This is a genomic window from Hahella ganghwensis DSM 17046, from assembly GCF_000376785.1.
GTDB lineage: Bacteria > Pseudomonadota > Gammaproteobacteria > Pseudomonadales > Oleiphilaceae > Hahella > Hahella ganghwensis.
In genome coordinates, this window is record NZ_AQXX01000069.1 from 1 (window position 1) to 25369 (window position 25369).

Genomic DNA, 25369 nt, shown 5'->3' on the forward strand with positions numbered 1-25369 from the left:
ATAGGGGCAGTGAGCCCAGATGACGCCCCACAGGGGGGGAAGATCCAAAATGGCCGGAAAAACACTCTGAATATTCGGCCATATATCGTCGAGAGTTTGAATTACCTCAGAACCTTGGGGTTATTCAGACTCTCCCTAAGACAGCATGAGCATAAACCCACTCACATTCTACATCCATATTGATCATGCAGCGTTGATCACTGTTGAAAAAGAGGATGATGTATGACGAATAAAGCAGAAACCAATCAGAATAACTGTCCCGATATTTATCCTTCACGTGACAACTGCCAAAGCAATCTGATGGAACGACTGGACCCGGTTGTCTACTCAGATCCGCGCCAATTGCCTGATGCCCGGCACACATCGTCGCAATATTTCAGTCTGCCTCTATCACGGGAGCTCATTTATCAGTATGAAGATCAGGGCTTTTTGATGATCGATAATGTTTTCAGCCCGGAGGAAATTAAAAGCTACCAGGACGAACTGGAGGCCCTGAGAACTTCCCACTCCCTGAAAGGGGCGGAGGAAACGATTACCGAAAAAGAGTCAGGAGATATCCGCTCAATTTTCAAAGTCCACGAGTTCAGTCAGATATTCAGGCAACTGATGCAGGATTCAAGACTGGTAGAACTGGCCCGCTTTATCTTGAATGATGACATTTATATTCATCAATCTCGAATCAACTATAAACCCGGATTTCGAGGCCGCGAATTCTATTGGCACTCTGATTTTGAGACTTGGCATGTGGAAGACGGCATGCCAAGGATGCGGGCACTCAGTATTTCCATAACGCTTACAGAGAACCAGGAATACAACGGGCCTCTGATGTTGATCCCAGGCTCCCATCGTTATTACGTATCCTGCGAAGGGGAGACTCCGTCAGAACACTTTAAGGGCTCACTGAAGAAGCAGGAATTGGGCACCCCCAGCGATGAACACCTTCAGTATCTTGTCAAACGGGGAGGCATCGCCCGGGCAACCGGAAAACCCGGCAGCGTCACAGTTTTTGACTGTAATACGATGCATGGATCGAACGGTAATATCAGCCCGCTTCCCAGATCAAACGTCTTTATGGTGTATAACGCCATGAGCAACCAGGTTGTTGCCCCTTTCTGCCATCAGCCGCCCCGGCCTGAATACATCAGCGCAAGGCGTCATATCACACCGATAACCAACAAATGTTCAAATATTTGACAGTCAGCTAAACCTGATCCAGACGGACCTTCCATTGCTGCCGGGAAACCTGAACCTTCGCAAACTCAAGTATTTCATGGATCAGGCCCAGAATCTCTTTATCCAGATCATCCCAGGCCTGCTCACCTGTGCGAAGACTCGCCCTGAGACTATCCTCCTGTATTAATTCCGGCAGCTCTCCGATCAGTCTGGCTATGGTATCGATCACCATCTGGGCGACCGCTCCCTCCAATTCCTCTACCAGTGGCTCACCAACAATGGGAACACGTTTCAACCGCTCCAGGTTTTCATTATTGCGCATGGCAGAGATAACACTTTCACGCAACTGGACGGAGAATGGATGCTCAGCCTCTGAATGCATCGCTTCGGCTATACTATCGGTAATCAGTTCTGCGGAGGTCGTTAAACGCGTCAGCCGTGGCTTCACCAATTCCTCAATGATCCGATGACTCAGCGTATTATCATCCTCAATATCCTGCTGAATGCCATTCAGAACCTTTATCACCACCCGATCACTGAGTTCTTCCAATAGCACATCATAATAAAAGGCAAAGAACTGAAAGATCGAAGACTGCCTGATATCAATAATCTTGTATTTGTGCAGGCGGTAGATGATGGAAAAGACACGAAGAAATCGCAGTATCCGCATACCGGTCAGGGGGATACATCCAACCAGATCATACCAGTGTATAAAGGGATAATAGAACCATCGGTGATAGGTTGTGTGTTTGACAGCAACGATCCAACGGACACAGAATTCAGTGAGGAAGATGCTGACAAAAATGGCATCGATCGCAAAAAAATGCTCCTTCAGCCATATCAACGGTGGCTCTAACAGGGAGACATTCGAAGCTATATAGCCCTCGATAAAATCCAGCCGGTAAACAGAATCGATAATTATCAGAGTCAGATTAATCGCCAGTAGTAACAGCATGAGCAGGTCGACAACAAACCAGATCCCCTCTTTGCTCTTACGTAAATGCTCAAGATCAAAGTTCAAAAAACGCTTAGGTTTATCCAAAATCCCTCCCCTTCACTGACGACAGCCCTCAACACCAGACTGGTACAATTGTCATGACAGGACATGCAATTGCGGATAACGCCCTAACGCTACCATAAAATGAATTCGATTCCCGCCCATGTTACAGACATGAAATACGCCCTCCAGTACAAAATGTCGTGATTTGACTTACTGTTGCCGACATCAGCCAATGTTTACCCCGGTATGACATGCTAGAATTCTATGAGGGAGCTTCAAAGTTGATTCAACAACTCCCTGCAACCAGTCGTTCCATTCATTCCTGATTCGGGTACCCCATGCAGGCAGAACAACTTGAAATACTCGACTTTCTACACCGCCATCCCCCTTTTCGCGACCTGCCGGAAGAGACTCTGGGGTGGCTGTCCCAGAACATAGAAATCAGTTATTTCAAGGCCGGTACCCAGATTCTTCAGTTCGGTGACGAAGTCGATGCCCTGCATGTCATCCGCAGCGGCGCGGTTGAGGTATTCCGGCGCAACGGTGATCTCTACAACCGATTGAGTGAAGGCGGTATCTTTGGCGAGTTCGGGTTGCTTCGAAATAAAAGGGTCCGCTTCCCCGCTAAAGCGCTGGAGGACTCGCTGGTTTATCTCATTCCTGAAGCCATCTTTAATGAGCTGTTTGAGAATTTTGAACTGTTTGCCGACTTCGTAGAGATCGAAGACCACACCCGGTTGCGTCAAGCGGTATCGCGAAGAGAAGATGCCAATGAATTGATGACATCAAAAGTTGAAACTCTGATCACTCGGGAACCGGTGACACTCGGCATCCAGTCTACAGCCCAGGAAGCGGCGGTTCTTATGTCAGAGGAAAGTGTTTCCTCGTTGCTGATCGTATATGAAAGAGCGTCTGATGCAGCCCGACAAGCCAGTAGTTCAGGGTACCTGGCGGGAATCGTTACAGATGTGGATATCCGTAAGCGGCTTGTCGCCCCGGGCTTGAGTTATTCCACGCCGGTTAGCGAAATCATGACGAGCGATCTGGCAAGCATCGAGCATCATCAATTTGTCTTTGAAGCTTCCCTGGCCATGCTGCGTAACAATATTCACCATCTGCCAGTATTGAAAAAGGGCCACCCTATAGGGGTTATCGCCTTATCAGACATTATCCGATACGAATCCCAGAACAGCCTGTTCGTTGTCAGTAGCATTTTCCATCAGCACAACGTTGAGGAACTCAAGGCTCTGGGGCCCGACGTCAATGCCTGTTTCAGTCGAATGGTCAACGAGGATGCCAACTCACACATGGTCGGTAGCGCCATGTCAATTATTGGTCGCAGTTTCAAACAACGCCTGCTTGAACTGGCGGAAGCTGAACTGGGCCCGCCTCCTATTCCCTATTGTTTTCTGGCCTTGGGCTCCATGGCGCGGGAAGAACAACTGATTGTGACAGATCAGGACAACGCCCTGATTCTGGACAACCGTTTTGATCCAGCCCGCCACGACACCTACTTCAAGGCTTTAGCCAAATTCGTCAGTGATGGGCTTGCTGAGTGCGGCTACACCTATTGCAAGGGCGATATCATGGCAACCAATATCAAATGGCGCCAGCCTCTGCACGTCTGGGAAGACTATTTCACAGAATGGATTGAAAACCCGACACCAGAATTTCTCCTGAACAGCTCAATCTTTTTTGATCTGGACGGTGTCTGGGGCAAGACCGAATGGGCTGCAGACCTGAGAGAGCTGATTGTGCGGGAAGCCCGCAAAAGTCCCAGATTCCTTTCCTGCATGGCCCGAAATGCATTGCGTCGAACGCCACCTCTCGGCTTCTTCAAAAGTTTCGTCATGGAAAAAGACGGCAGACACAGCAATTCCTTTAACATCAAACGCCGGGGAACTGCGCCTCTGGCAGACCTGATCCGAGTTCATTCTCTTGCCTGTGGCTCAACCTCTCTCAATTCCTTTGACAGATTGCAGGACATCATTGATGCCGACATACTGCCACATGGCCACGGTTTGGACCTACGGGACGCACTGGAATTCATTGCGATGGTCCGCATCCGGCATCAGGCCCTGGATCTGGAAGCCAACCGCGAGCCAGACAACAATGTGGAACCGGAAAACCTTTCTGACTTTGAGCGTAAAACGCTTAAAGATGCATTCCAGATATTAAGCAATGCACAGAAGTATCTTCGTTTTCGCTATCAATCCCAAAGAGCCAGGTAGAAAAGCGTGCTTTACTTGCGTAAGAAAAACCAACTTCCGGGTAACTCTAACCCAGGCTCACCAAACTGGCCGGCACGCTTTAAAAAGCTGGCCGCCGAAGCCAAAGATGCCCGCCTGCAAAACTTTTACGCCGCCGGTGTTGTCGATGGAGACACGCCTATCTCGCAAGTCCCCCTGGTGGCCATGGATTTTGAAACCACCGGACTTGATCCAGAAAGCAACGGCATTGTCAGTATTGGTCTTGTCCCGATGGATTTGAACAGAATCCGTTGTAGTGGCGCCCAGCACTGGATACTCAAACCCCGTGAGGAACTGAGTACCGAATCCATCGTAATACATGGGATCACCCATTCCGAAGTCGCCAGAGCCCCGGACATCATGCGAATTCTGGATGAGCTGCTGATTGCCCTGACCGGAAAAGTCGTGGTGGTCCACCATCGCGGAATCGAACGCCCTTTTCTCAACAATGAACTTAAAGCCCGCATCGGTGAAGGTTGTGAGTTTCCAGTCATTGATACCATGGAACTTGAAGCTAGAATTCACAGGAGCAGACCTCGCGGACTGGTGAATCGTCTGTTGGGACGTCACCCGATTTCCATTCGTCTGGCCGAGAGCCGGGCAAGATACAATCTCCCATTTTACAGTCCGCATCACGCACTCACCGACGCCCTAGCCAGTGCAGAACTCCTTCAGGCGCAGATTGCGACACGGTTTTCTCCAGACACGCCTATAAAGGACTTATGGCGTTAAAACCAAGGAGCCTCTGAGAAACTACCAGCTCTGCCATTGACGCGCAAAACTCCACTCAAAATGCTCATTTATTCACGCTTTTCCTCGCACTGGCAGCCTCGCCAATGTTTTTCAGAGGCTCCCCAGTGTTACAGTTTTAATACCTGGTTTGCCCAGAGCTTGGAATCGATAGGGAAATAGCCTGTGACTTCAAGCTCCCTGTCTTCCAGAACATCTCTACCCTGAAACATCTGCCGCCAACTCTCGATTACCTGGTCACGATGATAGAGCAAATGTTCAATATGTGGTTTAAACAACTTCAATAACTGGGTGATCCAGAGATTAACAACCAGATTTGGATGTGCATGCTCAACACGAAACTTGTCCAATAGACTGATGCTAGTCTCCGCAGAATACCAGGTTTGATCCGTAACCCATCGATTAGTCGCAAACAATCCTATTGGATAGCCCCAGCGATCCATCGATACCCCTACAAAATGACACAGAGCCTCACCTCCTTCAGGCCAAGGCTCGGTTTTTAGAAAACCGGGTGCTGGAGGTATTTCGCGGCCGTAACCCTTGGCGCGCAGAAACGTGTGGAAATGCCCATGCTCTTCTTCTAGATTACGATGTGCGTGATAGTAATACTGAGCATGAGTTTCATTATCGTAGACATCATCTTTTGGATAATGATCCATTTCATAGAAGGTTCCCTGCCCTTTCAGTATCTCACCGACAATGTTGATTCCGGCTTTTTCAAGCAGCCGGTAACACTCTATAAGACTTGTAGCAGCCTCTTTCAGACAGATAATCTGATTTTCGTGCAGACCATCTATATCTGGCAAAAGTAGATGATGTGTTTCCGGCAGGCTGGACCAAGGAGTATTCAAAGAAGGACTCATGATACTAACTGAGGATAGTGTCAATTCAACTTGCCAGCGATACGCCATGAATGATCATACATGGCGTATCGCTGAAAGCTTCAGGATTTCTTGGCTGCACAGGGATTCTTGGCAGCACAAGGATTTTTCGCCGCACACGGATTACATGGTGCACAGGCTTTCTTTTTAATTGAGCAGGGATTTTTCGCAGCACAGGGGTTTTTCGCCTTACATGGGTTCTTTGCAGCGCAGGGGTTACAAGGGTTACACGGATTAGCTTCTGCTGCTTTACAGGGATTAAATCCCTTTTGTATTTCAGCGGTATAGGCCGTCAGAGCAGCCAGCTTTTTGCTGTTCCATGGAAGTGTTTTGGACTGCATGGGCTGCACTAGGCACAGTTGCACCATTTCATCCAAATTAATGCTGGGAATACCAAATTGGTTCGCCGCCATAGCTACACGGTGCGGATATGGCTTGGCAAATGTTTTCCCGAAGGCAGCCCCGCCAACATGACAAGTCGAACAAGCAAGACCATTAGAACTCAGCTTCGGATCATTATATAGCCGCTTACCCAAGGCCAATAATTGTTCCATATTTTTCCCACTGTATGGCTGATAATTGGTTGGCCTTGTCACTTGGGCTTTCTTCTTGGCAGCACAGGGACTTTTTGATGCACAGGGGTTTTTCGCAGCACAAGGATTACAGGGGTTGCAAGGCTTTCTCGCAGCACAGGGATTGCAGGCCCACTTTTTAGCCGCGCAGGGATTTTTAGCCGCACAGGGATTTGCTGCGGCGGCGGGCTTACATTTGGGCTTACAGGGAGAACATCCGGCGTAGACGACTCCCGAGCTTAACAGGGCAGCCAAAAGGCCTGCTGTGACAGATAGAGGACAATTTGCTGACGTGGGACGCTTTTGGAATGTTATCTCGGTATTCAGATGTTTCATTGGTATCAAGCTCCATCACAATTATTGTTGTCATCAACGAAGTCCGACGCAAAATCAACAACCCCGACGAATTTCCAAGGTTCCGACAGCCAGCGCAGCTGGTCTCTCAAACTTGCGACAGAATATTCGCGCTTGTGAACGGTATGACAGCCCAACTTCCGAATAGTTCACAGCAATTGTTTTTTAACTTGGAACTAATTCCCTACTCTGATTTCTAAGAAAGAACATCACCAGAAAATAGTCCGCTATCCTAAAAAAGTAGTCCAAACCATGATCTAATCAAGACGTACCAAAGATCCTTGAAACAAGTCTCAGGAGATCGAACATGAAACTCACACAATATGAGACAACTCACAACGCGCCCAGAAATCCCTGTATTCACTTAACATCAAGGTTTCTAGTCGGTATCTCCCTGCTAACTATTGCAGGACATGTTTTTTCGGCATCTGAGCCAACGGTGATTCATCTGACACAAACAGGTTGTCAGTTTGTAGAACCGGAAGGAAAAAATCTCGGCTTCGAAACATTGTCATTTGATGATTGTAAGCAAATAAACAATCAAACCGGTGAGAAGCGCCTTGGTGAAGTCCAACCCATGATTCTTGAACCCGGAAAATATATCTTCAGAGTTCAGAATAAAAATGTTCCTTATGAGTTGGGTTTTTGGCTTCGTGGCTCTGGAATAGGCAGATTGACCCTGCCCAGTGTTTCCGGAGGCGGGCTGACGGAGGGTAGTAGTAAGGACTACTTAATTGAGTTGACAGAAGGCGAATACGTCTACTCGTGCCCACTGAACCCAACCCCTGATTACCCTATGATCATCAAAAGAAAATGATACTCGTAATCATGGCCAGTCAACATGGCAACTAAAATAAGAAATACCGCCGGTGTCTATCATCGTTTCACATAATACACCGGCGTTTACTCTCTGCGAATCGGATAGAGCACAGCATTATCCTGCTAAACCTGCTTCGACATTATTGATAATTGATATTGCCGCCAAGCAAAGTTTACCCCCGCCTCTGCCACCAAAGCCTGAACACCATCGGCAAACAAAGAACTAACCTACCAGATTTATCTGACCAAGGATTAGCAGGTACGACACAGATATGCTCATGCCAGGGTCTGCTGTAAAGCATTAAAAAAAAGTTAAGTAAAATTTTAAACTTTTCCAAATACCGCAGGTCATAGAAAACACCCAATGCATTGGATAACGTTTGCATCCTTGCAGAAAAGGTAATGACAAAACTAAATTTTAAGGAACATCTATTTATGAAAAACAAATTGGTTACAAGTGCAGCAGCAGCAACAGTAATGGCAAGTGCAATGGCTCTGGCTTCCGGCTCCGCTTTAGCAGCCGAAAAAGAAATGGAAAAGTGCTACGGTGTGGTAAAAGCAGGTATGAATGACTGCCAGGCAAACGGTCATAGCTGTCAGGGTCACGCGACTAAAGACGGCGACAAAGGCGAATGGGTTCTGGTTCCTGCCGGTCTTTGCACAAAGCTCGATGGTGGTTCCCTGAAAGCCGGTATGTAATCGGCTCTCATCCGGAAGGCCCAGCAGCCTTCCGGATCGCTTTCCCCATCGTCAAGATTGATCATCCGGAACACTCATCATGTCACAAACAATTCCCCAACTGGCAGGCATCGGTATTCGAGCCCCGTACTTCTCCCCTTTGTTGGAGAACCCGCAACCCGTTGGGTTTGTCGAAGCCCATAGTGAAAACTATTTCGGCAACAGTCTTTCACGGGATTCCCTTTGCAAGGTCAGGGAAAACTACCCTGTCAGTCTGCACGGCGTAGGACTTTCGCTTGGTCGGGCCGACGGACTTGACCGGAAACACCTGAAACAGTTGAAGGACCTGATCAATGATACGAATCCCTTCCTGGTATCAGAACACCTGGCCTGGAGCGGATATCAACACAGACATGCTCCGGACTTACTACCGGTTCCCTATGTGGAATCGTCACTTCAGGTATTTATTGACCATGTGAATCAGATGCAGGATACATTGGGCCGACAGATTCTGGTCGAGAACCCCTCAAACTATCTCGCATTCAAAACTACCAACATTGAAGAAAGTCAGTTTCTTGACCGACTGGCCGCAGAAACCGGCTGCCGCATTCTACTGGACGTCAACAATCTGTATATCTCAAGTCGAAATGTTGGCATCGATCCCTATTACTACATTAGCCAGATCCAGCCGAAGCATATTGGGCAATTTCATCTTGCCGGGCATATTACGAGTGAAAATGGTGAAGACAATTTTCTGATCGACAGCCACAACAGACAAGTTGCAGATCCCGTTTGGGAGCTCTATGAATACTGCATTCAGACCATTGGCCAAAGACCCACACTCATTGAATGGGACAGTGATTATCCGGCAATTGAAGTTCTGGTTTCCGAAGCGGTAAAGGCCACTGAAATTCTGAGCCGGAAAGGAGTTTTCAATGAATCTGCATGAGCTCCAGCAATCTTTTCTGGACTATCTCTACCAGGGATCAAACCACCTGGACGACTATGTTGAGGAACACTACCTCACCCGGTTATCCATCTATCGCAACAACGTGACCGCCGGACTCACCCAATACCTTAAAGAGGTCTATCCGGTGATCGAAAAACTGGTCGGCCAGGAATTTTTTGAGGCGATGTGTGAGCGATATATCAGGAAAGAACAACCCGAGCAAGGCGATGTGCATTTATATGGTGAAGGCTTCGCTGGTTTCCTCTGTGGGTTTGATCCGTTAGCAGCGCTACCCTACCTGGCAGATGTTGCCTGTCTCGAATGGCACCATCACCGTGCCTACTATATAACTGAGCAACCACCACTGGATCTGACCACAGATCAGGAGCAATTGCTGCAATCCCGGCCAGTGTTGAATACCGGCGTAGCAATAGTGCACTCCAGATTCCCTGTCGATGCCATATGGCAGCAGGCACGCGACCATGAAAGCGAATTCAATGTAGACCTTGAGTCGGGTCCCGTGACGGTTCTGGTTTTTCGTCATCAACAGCAAGTGCAGGTCTGGAACCTGTCGGAAGCTGCCAGCGCACTCCTGCTATCCGTCCAGTCCGGCAACACACTTGGAGAGGCAATTGAAAGCGCCTTTTCCTACCCGGGCCACGAACAACTTCCCGAATTTATTTCACAGTGCCTGCAGCAGGGTATTGTCTGTCAACCAAATAACAGTATCGATCACTCAATTAACAACTAAATCTACCGCTGACATGACATCAAGCGGCCAATCACCCAGGAGTTTATAATGCAGGCCTTAGTTAACACATTCCAATGGTCACTTTCAGCGGTGGACAAATGGCTGAAACCATTAGTCATGCTCGTCGTGAGAATATTTATTGCCTACGCCTTTTTCAAATCCGGATTACTCAAGATAAAAGATTGGGACAGTACGATTTTCCTATTCCAGTATGAATACGTTATCCCTTTCATTCCCTATAATGTCGCTGCAGTTATGGGCACCATAGGCGAGCTTGTTCTGCCGACCTTGCTGGCTTTGGGTCTCGCGGGAAGAATCGGGGCATTCGGATTGTTAATCATGACGGTGGTTATAGAGACGTTTGTTTACCCGGGCACCCAGGAACACTATTACTGGATGTCTATTCTGGGTCTTCTGGTCGTCACAGGGCCTGGTCTTCTGTCAGTTGACACACTGATCAGAAAACATATCGATAAAGACTGATCGGGCTTATTTAGAAGCTATCTTGCCCTGACAACAGAAATGCCCGGCCACAGACAAAAAAGGGGATGTTTTACCATCCCCTTTTTTATGTAATCAGATTCGGGCATAGCGTCCACCGCCCTGCCCGACCAACCAGATCAGAATGATTTGGTCACCTGGAATGCCAGACCATAGGCACTCAAATCGTAGGTCCCCTCAACGTTCGCCAGACCCACACGCTGATCATCCACTGTGTAAGTACTCTCATCCAACTCCACATCATCGATTAAGAGGTAGCCAATGGCACCGTCCAGTACCAGATCGTTTTCCATACGGTACTGAGCTCCCAGTGTAATCCAGTTACGGTCAGTAGAAGGCACCCTTGCAGTACGATACTCCTTCTGCACCGGAGATTCGTCATAAGCGTATCCGGCTTTCACAGTCAGACGCTCTGAGTAGTCGTAGGAAACCCCTACGGAGAATGCCCAGACATTTTTCCAGCGCTCACGTACGTGCCCAATCATCCCAGGCTCGTTAAACATCACGCCGCTCCGTGCAGAAATCTCACCAAATCCGGCTTCTTCCCGGGTGAAGATATCCAGATTCTGAAAACGTGACCACCGGGTCCAGGTCGCACCACCATAGAGAGACCATTGATCGTTCAGATCATGCTTCAGACTGAACGTCGCCGTCTCCGGCAAAGTCAGCGGGACCTTCGCTTTCTCATTTCGCGTAACATAGGCTACGGGAGGGTTTCCGCCAGTCGCGACCGGCACATTGGTCAGATGCGCATCGCCTTCCAGGGTCAGATCAACCTTGGTGCGAAAATTAAAGCCAAGCGTCGTGTCATTGCTTGGTTGATACATAAGGCCGAAATTCCAGCCAATACCGTTATCATGCCCTTCCACTTCAAAGTGGCCCTCTCTCAACAATGCGGAAGGCAGTCCGGTGCCTGAGTATTCCTGGGCCTTACTCAGTTTTCCATCCATGTGAATAAAAATGATCCCCAACCCTGCGGAGAATTCGTCATTCAGCTTAAACGCCATGGTCGGTTGTACGGCAATACCACGAACTTCTGTTTCATCGGCGAAAAAACGACCAACAAAATCTTCGTCATACTCGCCAGCAACTCCATAAGGCGCATAAACACCAATTCCAGCACTAACGGAATCATTAATCGGTCTACTGTAATATAAGTTCGGGATGGTTCTGAGACTCACATAGTCACCGCCATCACCACCGGAAACCGGTTGCCCGACAGTATCAGTGGCAGACCCTTTAAAGTCGGAATTCACATCCAGAAAAGTGATACCACCGGAAACCTGAGCCTTTTCCAGATGAACCAATCCCGCCGGATTAAAATACAGAGTCGTGGCATTTTCCGGATTGGCAGCCGCACCAGCATTGGCCATACCCATGGCCGAGGCACTTTGCTCGTTCAAGGCGTAGCCTGAGGCGAAAATTTGGGAGGAAGAGAGTGACAGCACTGCCGTGCCAAGCAGAGAAACAAATTTAAGCTTGTACTTCATAAATAATACTCAAAGTGTACACGTCTGATGAAATTAACTTCCGGGAACAGCCCTGTTTATACTTCTTGACGCGGACCGGCTATTTGAGGAGTTCACTGATGACGCCCCCTCCGGCCCTGAAACATTCTCCGGAAGTTAAGGGGGCGCAATTATACAGACCTTAATGTGATTTTCATCACATTAAGGTTATGTTAATCAAGTTGTTAGATGAAATATTCCATGTGGGGAATTACCTGTAAGAAGCCTCCGGCAACCGTCAGCTCATCGGCTAGTTACGAAAAAATCAGCTGACATATTGGCGCGACTATTGAACCGACAGACTATTTGTAGCAACATACTCTAACGTCTTAGTCGTACCTTTCTCTGTAGCTATTTTCTGAAATAGCAAAAAATATAGCTGTTCCCAGTAACCAAGCTGTCATTAGCAGTCCGCCGTATTCCGAATTTAGCTGTAAGCTGTGACTTAATTGTCAAAATGACATGGTGATGTACACAGCACATGCCAGTTCAGATGTGCTTCTCTGTGTCCTGAGTATTATCCGACAGGAATAGTATTGAGTCTCCGGCCCAGTATCGAATTTACTGTCAACATCCTGACCGGGAAGGTTTCCCTGTCTGTTCCCAAGGCTGTGATCAGGAGTATTTAGCGAAGGTTCAAGGTATTTATTTGCCTGGAATCATTGTGGCCTGACCTATGGAGCCGTCTTATGAGTGTTGACGTTGCCCTGGATAACATCCGGATCAAGGAACTTCCCACCATTAACCTCGGTGGAGGCGTGGATCTGGATCTCGATAATATCCGCATTAAAGAATTACCCTCAATCGACATTGATCTGGATGCTGATTTGGGGCTGGATAATATTCGACTGACAGAACTCGCCCCCATCAATGTGGGCATCACTTCTCTTCCCCTGGTAAGACTTGAGACCAACAGCAAAGTCGATCTGGGTCTGGATAATATCCGCATCAGGGAATTGCCTCAGTTGGACTTCCAGTTTGGATTGCGTCCAATGCGCTTTCACTTCCCCCTGAGTTATAGATTCTGCCTGACTCTTTTTGGCTGCCGAATAGTTCAGTTCGAAACCTGTGGGGAAGGCATGATTGTCGCGGAAGACTATCACCCCCACAAAACCGAGACCTGTGACTAATCTCATCCGGAGGCAGGCATGAAAACCGCATACACTGGCGAGCCCGGACATGACTGGCAACTCGGCAAGGGACCCTTCCGGTTTACCGGTAAGCCCGGAGAATGTACCGGTGAACTGACGTTTGCCAATCATTCTGACGATAAAATAAAAATCCGCCAACTAAACCTGGAAGCAGTGTCCGATAAACGACGTAAAACACCGACTCTGACTTCAGCAGTACTATCGATGCAACTGCGCCTCCCTCCCCAGTCTACTTCAAGCACCCAGGCCTTACTAACATTAGACCCTGCAACACCGCCGGGTAATTATGAAGTTAGACTTACCTGTGGAAAGCAGTCCGAAATTATTCAGGTTCAGGTGCTGGAAAACACCTCACTTTCCCTCAACCCCACACATATACACATGCGGGGCGCCAGCGGAGATAAACTCAGCTGCAATATTCAAATTGCTAACACGGGCAATGTCCCACTGGCGATTGGAGAGGTGGGTATGGTCTGGTTCCGTGAACGTCACTGGATCGGTCGTACACTGGTCTACAGTCTTCGTGAAGCGGCAGACAATGAGGACTATGAAACCTTCGCCAACCGCCTGCTTCACGACTTCAAATCTTCCATTATCCCGCCGGTGAGTATTCATATGGAACCTACGAAGGAAGAATCACTGGGTCCTGCCGCCAGGGTTGAACGTACTCTAACGTTTACTGCCCCTGCAGGCTTGCAAAAGGGGCGAACCTATCAGGGATTCGTGAAAATCAACATGACTCGGATCTGGTTGGAGCTGTACTGCAACGGGTCGCCCAACTCCAGTAAACGGAGATAAACCAGAGGACACTAGCCATGCACCAGTATACAGCTGCCCCGGAGAAAGGTTGCGCGCCCCATCCCGAGTGTCTGGACGACACCTCAGACAAAGTCACTCTCCCTTCATGCAAAAGCTTATTGCTGCTGGCTCCACGCCTGATCAGCGCTACGATCAATGCAGGAGCCGGCGTAGTGAAACGAACCTTTGACGGTTCCATGAGAGACGAAGACTGCTGCCACCTTCACCCTTATCATGACAGCCATTCTCATCCCGATCATTGCTGCCACATTCCGGAAACCCACTGTCCGAATCCCTGTGTCGGCACTGTGTATTGGTATGGATGTGCCGGAGATACGCTGCAGCACCATCTTGAAGTGACCAATACCGGTAAAGAAAGCAGAAACTTCACTCTAGAGCCCACTCCTTTCCCCTGTACAGATAAGAAAGTATCCACCAATCCGGGAAGCAAAACACTGGCCCCCGGAGAAACACTCAAGGCAAAACTCAGCTTTACCATTCCAGAAGAACTCGCCGGCAGTAAGTTCTGTGTCAGCGTAAAAATCAAGGGAAAGTACGAGCAGTACCTCAGAATTATTCTTTGCGTCACCCCCCGTCAGCACTGCTGTACCGTGGTCGAACAGGGAGAAATCCCCAACCGGGTCAAGGCACATTATTGGTACCATCATTTTCAATGCGTCGAGCCCTGTTTTGAAGAATTACCCAGACGTCCAAAAGATAAAACCGGCACCCAAAGGGAGCGCGCCTGATATGAATCGCTCGCTTGACGAGGTGCCTGCCTCAGGCCCTCTAAACCAGCTCACCACTGAATATCGCAGGCACTTGAAAACCTATCGGCCACGCTTTCAGACCTACTTCCGACAGGGACAGAGCCTGGGAGCTCGTTATCGACTTGCAGGTCGCCAATTGAAGCATCGGCTGACAACCAGTCATTGGGAAATTGACCAGAAAAATTCACTGAACCTGATGCTGCTTCCCCTTGAAACCGGCCTGTTGATCAGTCGACATCTACTGGCTTTCCTGGAGGACCTTTTAGCTGTCGGTGAACACCGTCTGGGACTGTTGGAAGCAGGTAGTGATGACCACCGGGGTTCGCTTCCAATACTGTCCATCAAGGCCAGCCCCGGTGAAAAAATCGAATCTGTTTTCCTGATTCAGAATGATCAGGCCCATCCCGTCAGCTTTGAGTTACAGCCCCAATCCGTCCTCGGTAAGGAATCCGGCCCCTGTGATCACTGTGAGCTTAGCTTTTCGCCTCAGTGCGCCACTCTGGCTCCAGGCGCTAAACAAATGATTCGGTTAACGACTCAAGTGGGTAACGAAACCGTTGAAGGTATCTACCATACCCGGATCGACATTGCGGGAATGAAAAACAAGGCTTTTTGTATCCAGCTGCGGGTATTTTCGTAAATTCGATCTATGATTAATCCTATTCATCAGGTCCTAAACAGGACAAAAACCAGGACAAAGGTGCTTACATGACAACCACCACAGCACCCCGGCAGAAACAAGGTAGTACCAGACAGAAGAAAGCACGAGCGAAGCCCGCTGGCCGGACTGCGTCCTCTCGAGCCAAGGTCAAACGATCAGCCAATGAAACAGAGAAAGCTATTCGGCACCTTCGGGTAGATGCAAACGGCACATCATTTCATGTTGCAGTGGCGTCACCCGCACCTTCAGATAGTACGGAACCTCCACCAGAAATATTCTGCCTGCACGGCTTCCCTGAAGGGTGGCAAAGCTGGCGTCAATTAATGGATTATCTTCCGGAAGCCAAGATATACGCGCCCGATCTCCGGGGTTATCCCACATCAGAGTACCCCAGAAACGGCTATGATGTTTTCACCCTCACAGATGACATACGCGAGCTGATGGCCAGGCTGGATGTCAAGAACCCTATCCTGCTGACTCATGACTGGGGGGGCGCCTTGGGTTGGATATTCGCACACCGTTTCAGTGACCTGATCAGTCGGCTGATTGTGGTCAACTGTACCCACCCCAAAACCCTGGTAAGAGCTGTCTTTCAGCTTGATGACTGGCAAACTTTTCGCATTCCCTGGGTGCTTCCTTTTCAACCTCCGGTGATTCCGGAGTTGTTACTGACCACCGCCATTGGACGCAGACTTCTGGAGCTTTCCTTTACCCTTAGGGAAGGCCCCGCTGGCAACATGAATCGGAAACTGGTCAGGGAAATGGTTGATCGTTACCAGCATCGCCGGGATCTGCGCGGCGCAATTGAATACTATCGCGAGATTGTGAAAACACTGATTAACCCGGCAGCTCGCAAGATGCTGGAAGACGTTTATCAGCAGCCTATTCAGACTCCGACCACTCTGGTCTGGGGAATGCGAGACCTGGCACTGTCATCCAAAGTTGCACAGAAAAGCGAACAGGATGCAGGCTGTCCGGTGGAATGGCGGCCTCTATCCGATATCGGGCATTTTGTAGACCTGGAAGCCCCCGAATTACTTGCGCACGAGGTAAGAAGGGTTTTAAAGAAAGTGTCATAGCGTAAATACCACCAACACCCAAGGATGAAACAATGAAAGGGATAACGCAATTAAACCAAACAATGCTGAGGATCAATAGTTCAGGGTTTTGTAGGGCAGTGCCATCCTCCCCGCCGATAGCTGCCAGCGACGTACCCTAAACCCGACGGAGCCGATCACAACCCGGTTGATGACAACTAGAGAGGTGATTGTATGGCTCTTTATGACAGGATTTATCACGCCAATCATGGCAAATATACTCCCGCTGAGGCCGGCAACAGAACGCAGCTCTGGCTGACAATCCGCCCAGGCGAGCGTTTGCAGGGAGGTTATCATGAAGAAGACCTATGATGTGGTCGTCGTGGGCTCCGGCTTTGGTGGAGCCATCACAGCCTGTCGTCTGGCACAGGCCGGACGCTCAGTATGCATACTGGAAAAAGGCCGTCGCTGGGGACGTACTGAGTTTCCCCGTGGGCCCAGCGAGGTATCCACCCGTGCGCTCTGGGACCCAGCGGAAAAAAGACAGCGCCAACAGGGTTTTATTGAGTATCTGCCGTTCAGGAACATGGATGTGGTTCAGGGTATCGGTGTAGGCGGCGGCTCGCTTCACTATTTCAACGTTCATATCCAGCCACCGGCCTTTATATTTGACTCCCCCCAGTGGCCTGAATCGATCACGTTTAAAGCCATGCGTCCTTATTATCGGGTCACCGCAGATATGTTGGGTGCAAGAGGCATTAAACCACCTTATGCAAGAGCACTTCCGGCACGAACCTCCACATTCCAGCAAGCAGCGGAGAAACTGGGAAGACGAGCAGAGTCGGTGCCTGTCTGTGTACACTTTGGCAATGACGGCAAAGCCTCTCCCGGCGGCAGAACGCAAAATGCCTGCGACTACTGCGGTAACTGCCTGCTGGGTTGTCATAACCACGCCAAGAATACGCTGGACCTCAACTACATTCCCGTCGCGGAACAAAACGGCGCCGAGGTCTACCCTCTTCATGAAGTCACCGCCCTTATCCCTAACGATAGAGGATACCGGGTAAAATTTCACGACAGTTCGCGTGAAGATGGCCAGGTTCCAGGAGAGATCCAGGCCCGTCAGGTGGTTTTAGGCGCAGGCACCCTGGGCACCAATGAACTGTTGTTGCGCTGCAAGCACGTACTCAAGACTCTACCGGATCTTTCTCCACAATTGGGCCAGAGATTTTCCGGCAACGGCGACTTTATCTTCGCCGGCGCCTATCTGCCGGACCAACAAGTGGAACCGGGACGCGGCCCCAGCATCACCACAGGGATCGGTTTTGCTGATGAAGAAGGCCAGCATATCTACATTGAGGATCTCGGATTTCCCGATCCATTTGTCTGGTACTTCAATGCCATGATTCCCCAACCCATGCGTCCCCTGAACCGGCTTCGTCAGCTCCGACGTTACTTTAATAAAGCCCGCGGCCGCAAAGCGGCATTTGAACTGGAGCGCTTGTTGGATGAACGCTTTCTGCATCACTTCCTGCCCTATCTCGGAATGGGCACTGATGCTGCCGACGGTGTGTTGAAATTGAACGGGATGGGGCGAATTGACCTGCACTGGTCGTATAAAAACAGCCGCCAGATGTTCGATACCATGATGGGGCACATGCGCGCATTGAGTGAAGCAGCAGGCGGTGTCTTTATCAATAGCTTCCTGTGGCGGTCACTGGTCTTTGGCTGGCCTTTCCACAAAACCCTCACCGCTCATCCTTTGGGGGGGTGTGTCATGGCGGATACGCCGGCGCAGGGCGTTTCCAATCCTAGAGGCGAAGTCTGGGGCTACCCGAATCTCTTTGTCGCCGATGGAGCCCTGGTACCTTCCGCCATTTCCGTGAACCCGTCTGCCACCATTTCCGCACTGGCAGAGAGAGTCGCCTTTCTCATGATTCATGACCGGGAAATGGAAGAAAACGATATTCATATGCCGGTCAACAAAGGGCATAAACAAAGTGTCAAAACCGCGCCGTCCGGCAAAAGCCCCTCCACTGCTTCATCCAGAAATAACAATGCTAAATCCAGCGCGAGCAAACGCCCTCGATCCAGACCACGAAAACCAACCACGAAGCCAGAGGTGTCATCATGAACGAAACCTTGCAGAGGTGGCTCACTCTGTCCCGAGAAGAGCTTGACGAGATCTACAAAAAAGCCAGACCTGGCAACATTCCTCAGGGCGATACGCAAGGTACCGCGATACTTGCTGGCGGCCCTTTTCCACGGCTATTCGCCCGAATCGCCCGGATTTTGGCCTGGCAGGGAAAAGTGTTTGATCTGTTCAAACCGAACTTCGACAGTGGCGTTCTCGTCAATAAAGTATCGCCGGCAGGGATCAATCTGATTGCTGCCAAAGTTTACCGAGACCCTAGCTGGATGGATGGCAAGGACACCATTGTCATTGACTACTCCAAAACATCCCTGTTTGCCAGACAGATCAGAGATGAAATCCGGGAAGTGGAACCTGGGCTCTACCTCGGCAAAGTCTGGTGGGGAAATCGTCGAATTCTGGATTTCGCACTGGAAACCAACACATAAGGAAAATGCCATGACCAGCCTCGTCACCCATCTGACTTCAGTGCCCAGGGAAACAACCGGGTTCCTGAACCGGCTGAAAGATAAAGCCCGAAAGTTGATGGCGATGCCTCAGAATGCCATCAATCTGTTCATTCCCCTGGAAGAGGAAAAAGAAGACGCCTTGAGGGATGTTCTGAATACCATTCGAGCAGATACTCACCACAACGCCATTCTACCCCTGGGTCAATTTTCCGATGTACTCCATTTTGCCCGGTTCCTCATTTACGAAGGCCCTGATCATCCGCAGGAATACGGCTCTTATCTGGTTTTTATCGCCAATGTGGACGGACCTGTGGAGGATTTCCTGCAGCGTCTGGTAAATAAATCATCTGCAGGCCTGGACGCCATCCTGAGTGCCTGTCGGGACTACCCCCCCAAGCGCAGACGTACTCGGCAGGCACGCCTGCAGTTTCTGCTTAAACACCAGCTTCCGGCGCAGGCATTTTATATCAACACAGTAGGGCGCGGCGTCAAACAAATTCTTGAGGAAGATCGTTTGCATCAAGCCCTTCAGGATTACCTGAATTCACTGACCCACCCCGTAACACTATCTGCGACCGAGCTACGTCTGCAGTTGATCAATCATGTGGCAAAATCCCCGGATTTGTTCTGGGCACTGGAGCCGCCTGAGCGCCCTTCCCTGCTCTGGAAAGCCAAGGAACAGCTGCGGTTTATGACGTTGGTCGGCCTGGGAACTATCGTCGTGATTTTCACCTGGCCATTGATTCTCGGATGGGTGGTCCTCGTTCAGCTCAAGGAAACAGGTGATGAGGAACTGGCCAACAGAGCCTCTCTGGAACGCCTCAATGAGTTGCGGGCTGACGAGGACTTTGCTGTGCACAACCAGTTTTCCGCTGCCGGCTCCCTTAAGCCGGGACTGGTTCGAAGACTGACGGCACGTTCGGTACTGGCTCTGGCCCAGGTCAGCCTGCGTCATGTGTTCAATAAAGGTGATCTGGCCGGCATTCCATTACTGGGTCTGGATGGCGTGGACACTATCCATTTCGCTCACTGGATCATGCTTGACAATGATCAGCGTCTGCTCTTTGCCAGTAACTACGACGGCAGCCTGGAAAGTTACATGGTGGATTTTATCGACAAAGTCAGTTGGGGGCTGAACGTGGTTTTCAGTAACGGTCAGGGATACCCGCGAACCAACTGGTTGTTTTTCGATGGCGCCCGCAATGAAGAGCGATTCAAGGACTACCTTGGACATCATCAGTTATCGACGCTGGTCTGGCATACCCCCTATAAACACCTCTCCGCGGTGAATATCGCCAATAATTCGGAGATCAGATCCGGTTTGCGTGGGCGTATGAATGAAACGCAGGCAAAAGCCTGGCTGCAACGACTGACTTAGCTTTTTAAACGACCTGTGTAGCTTTTTACAGAACTTCTCAGGTTACAGAGCCAGGTCCGAAGCGAATACCCCGAACATTCAGGGCAACGATATCGATCGGGCTCAGTGGTTACCAAAAAACGGGGGGACGGCCATGATTCAGGTCCAGTACATGGCATAAATCATCACCTTTCAGGGATCAGTATATTGGGGACAACACGATGAAAGACGCCGCAATACAGACCATGTCATACACACTGGATGCTTCCCAGAATCGCCAGGACTTCCTCAGCTATCCGAACCCGATTGATCTGAGAGAAATCCAGGGAATCGTTGCCCGGGGATACGGCAATCTTCCCGCTGCCTGTTATGGACTGTTCCACATCAAAACACCGGATCTGGCCAGACCCACGTTGATTGAGCTTCAATCAAAACTGACCTATGCGGAAGAACGTCCTCCGCTACTGGCCATCAATCTGGCCTGGACTTACCGGGGACTGCGTCAGATGGGGCTTGATGAAAACATCGCAGATCAGTTTTCAAACGAGTTCAGGTCTGGTATCGATACTAACCATAAGCGCCGCATTCTAGGCGATGAAGGGAGAAACTCGCCGGAATTTTGGGATTGGGGCGGCCCCAACTCCTCTCCCATCGACCTGTTGCTACTTTGCTATGCAGTAGATCAGGCCTCCCTGGAGCACGAGTATCAGAATCTCAAGCAAACTCTTGCCGAATCAGGCATTGAGGAGGTCCGGCGGCTGGATACCCAGGTTTTACCGGATAACAAAGAGCACTTCGGTTTCCGGGATGGTATCGCACAACCATTTTTGAAGGAGTTTGATCGCAAAGGCCGTGATCTTGTTGCGGTCCCCCTTGGGGAAATCCTTCTCGGTTACCCCAATGGCTATGATCGTTATACACAACGTCCATTGATAGCGGCGGAGTTAGACACCGCCAGTCAACTCCCACCAGACCCGGAAGGCTCACCTACCCGCGATCTGGGCAAAAACGGCACCTATCTCGTGTTTCGTCAAATGTCACAGGATATCCCTGCTTTCTGGCGTTACCTGCAGGAACAAACCTCGTCATCAGAAGAAGCCGTCCGCCTGGCTTCGAAAATGGTGGGCCGTTGGCCAAGTGGTGCGCCATTAGTGTTATCACCGGAGGAGGATAACACTGCGATCAAGGATAAAGACGCTTTTACCTACCACGACACTGATCGCCAAGGGTTTAAATGCCCATTGGGTGCCCATATCCGCAGGACACACCCACGTGACTCACTACAGCCCGAGCCCGGATCGGAGAAATCCATTGCTTTCAGCAACCGACATCGACTGCTGAGGCGTGGAAGGTCCTACGGAGCTCCCTTTCACCCCTCCGTGAATCCAACGGAATACCTTAAGCAGTTGTCAGGAACGGCTTATCCCGAAGAATCACCTGAAAAATCAAGTGAGGATAGAGGCCTGCACTTCATCTGCATTAACGCCAACATTGGGCGGCAGTTCGAATTTGTACAACATACCTGGGCCAACAACCCTAACTTCAACGGCCTCTACCAAGACCCGGATCCAATTATCGGCAGCCGCTCCGCCTACGGATTACCCCAGAACCGATTCACCCAACAACAACCGCCTGTCCGCTGTCAGTTCAGTGGCATGCCCGAATTTGTCGGTATAAGAGGCGGCGGATATTTTTTCCTGCCCAGCCGGAGCGCTCTGGCGTTTATTCTCTCCAGGGGAGCGAGCGCCTGAAATGAAAACTTTACCGCAATGGATTCACCGCAGTGCCACCCTGGCAGCCGGCGTCATCAGAAGACTTGACCCCTACTATCGTGACAGCTTTGACCGCTATTTTCGCCCCTCTATCGAAAGTCTGGCACAGACGATCATCCGTCTGCGGTTGAAAGACCACGGGCTCGATCTCGGCCAGGAGCTGATCCGGGATGACGAAGAACAGGTCACCACAGAGATCGCGGATACCATGAACCGCTTCCTCATCAGGCATTACCGTAATACTGGTAAAACGGCAGAAAGGGCGGGCAACACCAAGACTTACGGGTTGCTTAAGGCCAGTTTTACGATTGATGATAAATTGCCAAGAGAACTCAAGGTTGGCCTGTTCAAGAAGAAGCAGACCTTTCCAGCCTACGTTCGATTCGCCGGCCCCGGTCCATTGGTCACCAGAGATGTCGATAATAATGGCATCCTCAGTATTGGCATCAAAGTCATGGGGGTGCCAGGACCAAAGCTGCTGGACGATGAAAAGTCCACGCATGATTTCCTGGGAATCAGTTCCCCAACGTTCACCACTCCGGACATTTACGAAAACCTCAAACTGCAGCAGGCCATCGAGAAGGACGCTCCAGTCTGGTACTTTATTAATCCTCTGGATTCCCATTATCTGGATGCGGTGATGCAGGGACTTTACGCTCGCACCCACGCCAACCCTCTGGAACTGACTTACAACAGTTGTGTTCCCTATCGTTATGGCAACAACCGGGCGGTCAAATATATCTTTCGTCCTCGCATCAGCCAGAAATCCAAAGTGGGTCGACTGACAGAGAATTATTTAAGGGAAGCCATGGTTGAAACTTTGGCACAACACCCCGTCACCTTTGACTTATATATTCAGATTCAAACTGATCCAGTATCCATGCCACTGGAAAACGCATCAGTGGTCTGGTCGGAGCGTAGCTCCCCTCCCATTAGGGTCGCCACGATCCGGATTCCCAGACAGACATTTGACAGTCCTGCGCAATTGGCTTTCGCCCGTAATCTGACGTTCAACCCATGGCATGCTCTGGCAGAACATAAACCCCTGGGCAATCAGAACCGGGCCAGAAAGTACATCTACCAGGCGACGTCCAGAATGCGACAAGGGATCAATAAGGAACAACATATCGAGCCTACAGGGGATGAAGTATTCGTCTGACTGATGACAATGAATTCCCTAAAACAAAAATCAAGGGGGTTAATATGGGACTGACTGATTTAATTGACCGTGGCAACAGCGTAATCAGAAATTTGCCATACCTATACGAAGTACTGTCGCCAATAGATACAGATGCGCCATTTTCCGAGATGAATTCACATAACTATGCATCGAAATGGAAATTCAGCAAAGTCATCAGGTCCAGCCTGTTCCCCATTTATTCCCCCTTTAGGGGCGTCCCTACACTGCCATGTGAGAACCCGGATCGCCCACCGATACAGAACGATCAGAAGTGGTTTTTCCTCAACGGAATCTGTACCAATCGGGATGTCCTGCGATTAAATGGAAAAGCGCTGGCCAACCTGTTCGGACGAACCATTCACCTGCTTCACAACCCTTCTGACGGCATTATTCTGGATCTTCTGGAGTGCGCAGTTGGTAGAACAATGCAGCCTATCTCTACATTGGATGAAAGTGTCGCCACCATACTGAAGCAGGCCCTGGAGACTGAGAAAAAAGTCATTCTCATTGCCCACTCCCAGGGCGGAATTATCAGTGCACGCGCCTGCCGGATTCTGGCTGAATCTCTGGCTTCTTCCCACCGCGGAGCTCTACTCAAAAAACTGGAACTCTATACTTTCGCCAGCGCAGCCACCAGCCTTGAGATTCCGGCCATCTATGCTGAGCACTACTACAACACGCTCGACTATGTGGCCAGAATCGGTGTTGCAGGCAATCTCAGTAAATTTTCGGGCAAGAAATTCGCTTATGAGGCAACCGGCCATCTACTGAACACCCATTATCTACCGCATTTTGAAGCCAATGCCTATAAAAGCCCGACGAGGGAACGCAGTCGATTACTTGGCTACCTGGATTCCAGGCGAAACTAGAAAGGAACCTTAGGAGAATTGAAAGGAACACTGGGGAAGGTTCTTTCGTCTTCCCCGGCATATTTTTTTAGACAATCCTTAGTATCAAGGATATAAAATTATTATTTAACCTCATTCAATTAACGCCGTCCCTAATGGGACATAAATATCCAAAAGCCTTTCTAAAATTTTTTGCCAACTTATTAAAGAAACCCAGCAACACCTCATTTAGATCGAATCTCAATGCTTGTGTAAAAGTGAATAAATGTGGAATGTGGGTCATCCCCTCGTCTTCAATTTTATTCAAATTATTTGTCACAATAGAGCATCATGCAGATAACTTCTGCCGACAATTAATCTGGCCTGCTTAATATTCGAATTATAATAGTAACTATTTACCTCCTTCACTGACGGACTTTTTGCCTATGAGTAAAAGTCACTTTTAGACATCATCTAAGCTGCTGAATAATCGATCAAAATTAGAGTATCAATGATCACATTTCAGACTGATCATTTATTAAAATACAAACTGTATCAGTCAAAATTTAAGCGATTGAGGCCGAGCTCCCTAACGCTTCATATAACCTCAACTGATTAAAATCTCTTACAAACAAGAAAATGGAATATTAGAAAGTTATTCTTGAATAACTTATGCTGTCTGTTGATCTGTATTACCGTGACATTTTGCAATTCGTTTTCTAGAATACGTTTTAATTTCAGACTATTAGGGAGGCTCTGAATAACTCCCCAAATCAGTCATAATACGGCCAACTTCACTCATCAGGAATACTATCCATGGATCAGATGACTTTCTCCGAAGCTGAATACCAGAATAAGAAGCGTAAGACCCGCCGGGAAATCTTTCTGGAGCGAATGGATAAGCTGATCCCATGGAAACGCATGGAAAAGAAGATCGCCCGCTATTACCCCAAGGGCGAGAACGGCCGCCCTCCGTATCCGTTATCCACCATGCTTCGTGTCCACTGCATGCAGCTATTTTATAACCTCA

Annotated in this window: 26 protein-coding genes; 21 read left to right on the forward strand and 5 right to left on the reverse strand. The window is 49.4% G+C overall.

The features are described from left to right. Both F566_RS37250 and thpD read left to right on the forward strand, forming a co-directional pair. Window positions 1-183 (forward strand): hypothetical protein (locus tag F566_RS37250; RefSeq protein WP_033415729.1); only part of this gene is annotated, 183 nt, incomplete at its 5' end. 39 nt (window positions 184-222) lie between these two features. Next, the gene (thpD, locus tag F566_RS0103360) at window positions 223-1194 is read left to right on the forward strand and encodes an ectoine hydroxylase (protein ID WP_020405562.1); all 972 of its coding nucleotides are present in this window, start codon (window positions 223-225) and stop codon (window positions 1192-1194) included. 7 nt (window positions 1195-1201) lie between these two features. On the opposite strand, the gene F566_RS0103365 is transcribed toward thpD, so the two are convergent. Beyond that, complete coding sequence (locus tag F566_RS0103365) at window positions 1202-2215, reverse strand: ion transporter (protein WP_020405563.1); 1014 nt, start codon at window positions 2213-2215, stop codon at window positions 1202-1204. Between the two features lie 296 nt (window positions 2216-2511). Between F566_RS0103365 and F566_RS0103370 the strand changes: the two genes are divergently transcribed. Both F566_RS0103370 and F566_RS0103375 read left to right on the forward strand, forming a co-directional pair. Beyond that, on the forward strand, window positions 2512-4404 hold the full coding sequence (locus F566_RS0103370) for a DUF294 nucleotidyltransferase-like domain-containing protein (RefSeq protein ID WP_020405564.1): 1893 nt from the start codon (window positions 2512-2514) through the stop codon (window positions 4402-4404). Between the two features lie 6 nt (window positions 4405-4410). Beyond that, window positions 4411-5154, forward strand: a complete 744-nt coding sequence (locus F566_RS0103375) for a 3'-5' exonuclease (protein WP_020405565.1) — start codon at window positions 4411-4413, stop codon at window positions 5152-5154. 128 nt (window positions 5155-5282) lie between these two features. Here the strand turns inward: F566_RS0103375 and F566_RS31785 are convergent, their stop codons facing one another. Then, window positions 5283-6023: a DUF6969 family protein gene (locus F566_RS31785; protein WP_157496614.1), complete on the reverse strand. Its 741-nt coding sequence runs from the start codon at window positions 6021-6023 to the stop codon at window positions 5283-5285. 92 nt (window positions 6024-6115) lie between these two features. Further along, window positions 6116-6607: a cytochrome c peroxidase gene (locus tag F566_RS37255; protein ID WP_020405567.1), complete on the reverse strand. Its 492-nt coding sequence runs from the start codon at window positions 6605-6607 to the stop codon at window positions 6116-6118. 811 nt (window positions 6608-7418) lie between these two features. Between F566_RS37255 and F566_RS0103405 the strand changes: the two genes are divergently transcribed. From F566_RS0103405 to F566_RS0103425, 5 genes are all read left to right on the forward strand, one after another. Then, a complete protein-coding gene (locus F566_RS0103405) occupies window positions 7419-7796 on the forward strand; it encodes a hypothetical protein (protein WP_211210572.1) in 378 nt (125 codons plus the stop codon). 437 nt (window positions 7797-8233) lie between these two features. Continuing rightward, entirely contained in the window at window positions 8234-8497 is a 264-nt protein-coding gene (locus tag F566_RS0103410; RefSeq protein ID WP_020405571.1) for a BufA1 family periplasmic bufferin-type metallophore, read from the forward strand. A 79-nt stretch (window positions 8498-8576) separates the two neighbouring features. Beyond that, window positions 8577-9425, forward strand: coding sequence for an MNIO family bufferin maturase (gene bufB / locus F566_RS0103415; RefSeq protein ID WP_020405572.1), 849 nt, complete (start codon window positions 8577-8579; stop codon window positions 9423-9425). Then, complete coding sequence (locus tag F566_RS35155) at window positions 9412-10176, forward strand: HvfC/BufC N-terminal domain-containing protein (protein WP_020405573.1); 765 nt, start codon at window positions 9412-9414, stop codon at window positions 10174-10176. Before bufB ends, F566_RS35155 begins: the two co-directional genes overlap by 14 nt. 48 nt (window positions 10177-10224) lie before the next feature. Beyond that, entirely contained in the window at window positions 10225-10659 is a 435-nt protein-coding gene (locus F566_RS0103425; protein ID WP_020405574.1) for a DoxX family protein, read from the forward strand. 137 nt (window positions 10660-10796) lie between these two features. Here F566_RS0103425 and F566_RS0103430 read toward each other — a convergent pair whose 3' ends face one another. Then, a complete protein-coding gene (locus F566_RS0103430; protein WP_020405575.1) occupies window positions 10797-12167 on the reverse strand; it encodes an OmpP1/FadL family transporter in 1371 nt (456 codons plus the stop codon). A gap of 707 nt (window positions 12168-12874) precedes the next feature. Here F566_RS0103430 and F566_RS0103435 point away from each other — a divergent pair. From F566_RS0103435 to F566_RS0103455, 5 genes are all read left to right on the forward strand, one after another. Continuing rightward, window positions 12875-13315 carry a hypothetical protein gene (locus F566_RS0103435; protein WP_020405576.1) on the forward strand — a complete coding sequence of 147 codons (441 nt, stop codon included), beginning with the start codon at window positions 12875-12877 and terminating at the stop codon, window positions 13313-13315. 18 nt (window positions 13316-13333) lie between these two features. After that, entirely contained in the window at window positions 13334-14134 is an 801-nt protein-coding gene (locus F566_RS0103440) for a COG1470 family protein (protein WP_020405577.1), read from the forward strand. Window positions 14135-14151: 17 nt separating this feature from the next. Continuing rightward, complete coding sequence (locus tag F566_RS0103445) at window positions 14152-14883, forward strand: COG1470 family protein (RefSeq protein WP_020405578.1); 732 nt, start codon at window positions 14152-14154, stop codon at window positions 14881-14883. A 1-nt stretch (window position 14884) separates the two neighbouring features. Next, entirely contained in the window at window positions 14885-15544 is a 660-nt protein-coding gene (locus tag F566_RS0103450; protein WP_020405579.1) for a hypothetical protein, read from the forward strand. A 68-nt stretch (window positions 15545-15612) separates the two neighbouring features. After that, the gene (locus tag F566_RS0103455; protein WP_020405580.1) at window positions 15613-16644 is read left to right on the forward strand and encodes an alpha/beta fold hydrolase; all 1032 of its coding nucleotides are present in this window, start codon (window positions 15613-15615) and stop codon (window positions 16642-16644) included. 72 nt (window positions 16645-16716) lie between these two features. Here F566_RS0103455 and F566_RS0103460 read toward each other — a convergent pair whose 3' ends face one another. Continuing rightward, a complete protein-coding gene (locus F566_RS0103460; RefSeq protein ID WP_020405581.1) occupies window positions 16717-16959 on the reverse strand; it encodes a hypothetical protein in 243 nt (80 codons plus the stop codon). Between F566_RS0103460 and F566_RS0103465 the strand changes: the two genes are divergently transcribed. The 7 genes from F566_RS0103465 to F566_RS0103495 form a co-directional block, all read left to right on the forward strand. Beyond that, window positions 16958-18736 carry a GMC oxidoreductase gene (locus F566_RS0103465; RefSeq protein ID WP_020405582.1) on the forward strand — a complete coding sequence of 593 codons (1779 nt, stop codon included), beginning with the start codon at window positions 16958-16960 and terminating at the stop codon, window positions 18734-18736. The two genes, F566_RS0103460 and F566_RS0103465, sit on opposite strands and share 2 nt — an antisense overlap. Further along, on the forward strand, window positions 18733-19182 hold the full coding sequence (locus F566_RS0103470) for a hypothetical protein (protein ID WP_020405583.1): 450 nt from the start codon (window positions 18733-18735) through the stop codon (window positions 19180-19182). The genes F566_RS0103465 and F566_RS0103470 overlap by 4 nt, the downstream gene beginning before the upstream one ends. A gap of 10 nt (window positions 19183-19192) precedes the next feature. Beyond that, on the forward strand, window positions 19193-20581 hold the full coding sequence (locus F566_RS0103475) for a hypothetical protein (RefSeq protein ID WP_020405584.1): 1389 nt from the start codon (window positions 19193-19195) through the stop codon (window positions 20579-20581). A 200-nt stretch (window positions 20582-20781) separates the two neighbouring features. After that, window positions 20782-22311 carry a Dyp-type peroxidase gene (locus F566_RS0103480; protein ID WP_020405585.1) on the forward strand — a complete coding sequence of 510 codons (1530 nt, stop codon included), beginning with the start codon at window positions 20782-20784 and terminating at the stop codon, window positions 22309-22311. Between the two features lies 1 nt (window position 22312). After that, a complete protein-coding gene (locus tag F566_RS0103485) occupies window positions 22313-23491 on the forward strand; it encodes a catalase family protein (protein WP_020405586.1) in 1179 nt (392 codons plus the stop codon). 44 nt (window positions 23492-23535) lie between these two features. Further along, entirely contained in the window at window positions 23536-24381 is an 846-nt protein-coding gene (locus tag F566_RS0103490) for an alpha/beta hydrolase (RefSeq protein WP_020405587.1), read from the forward strand. A 774-nt stretch (window positions 24382-25155) separates the two neighbouring features. After that, on the forward strand, window positions 25156-25369 hold a 214-nt coding region (locus F566_RS0103495), incomplete at its 3' end, for an IS5/IS1182 family transposase (protein WP_020405098.1).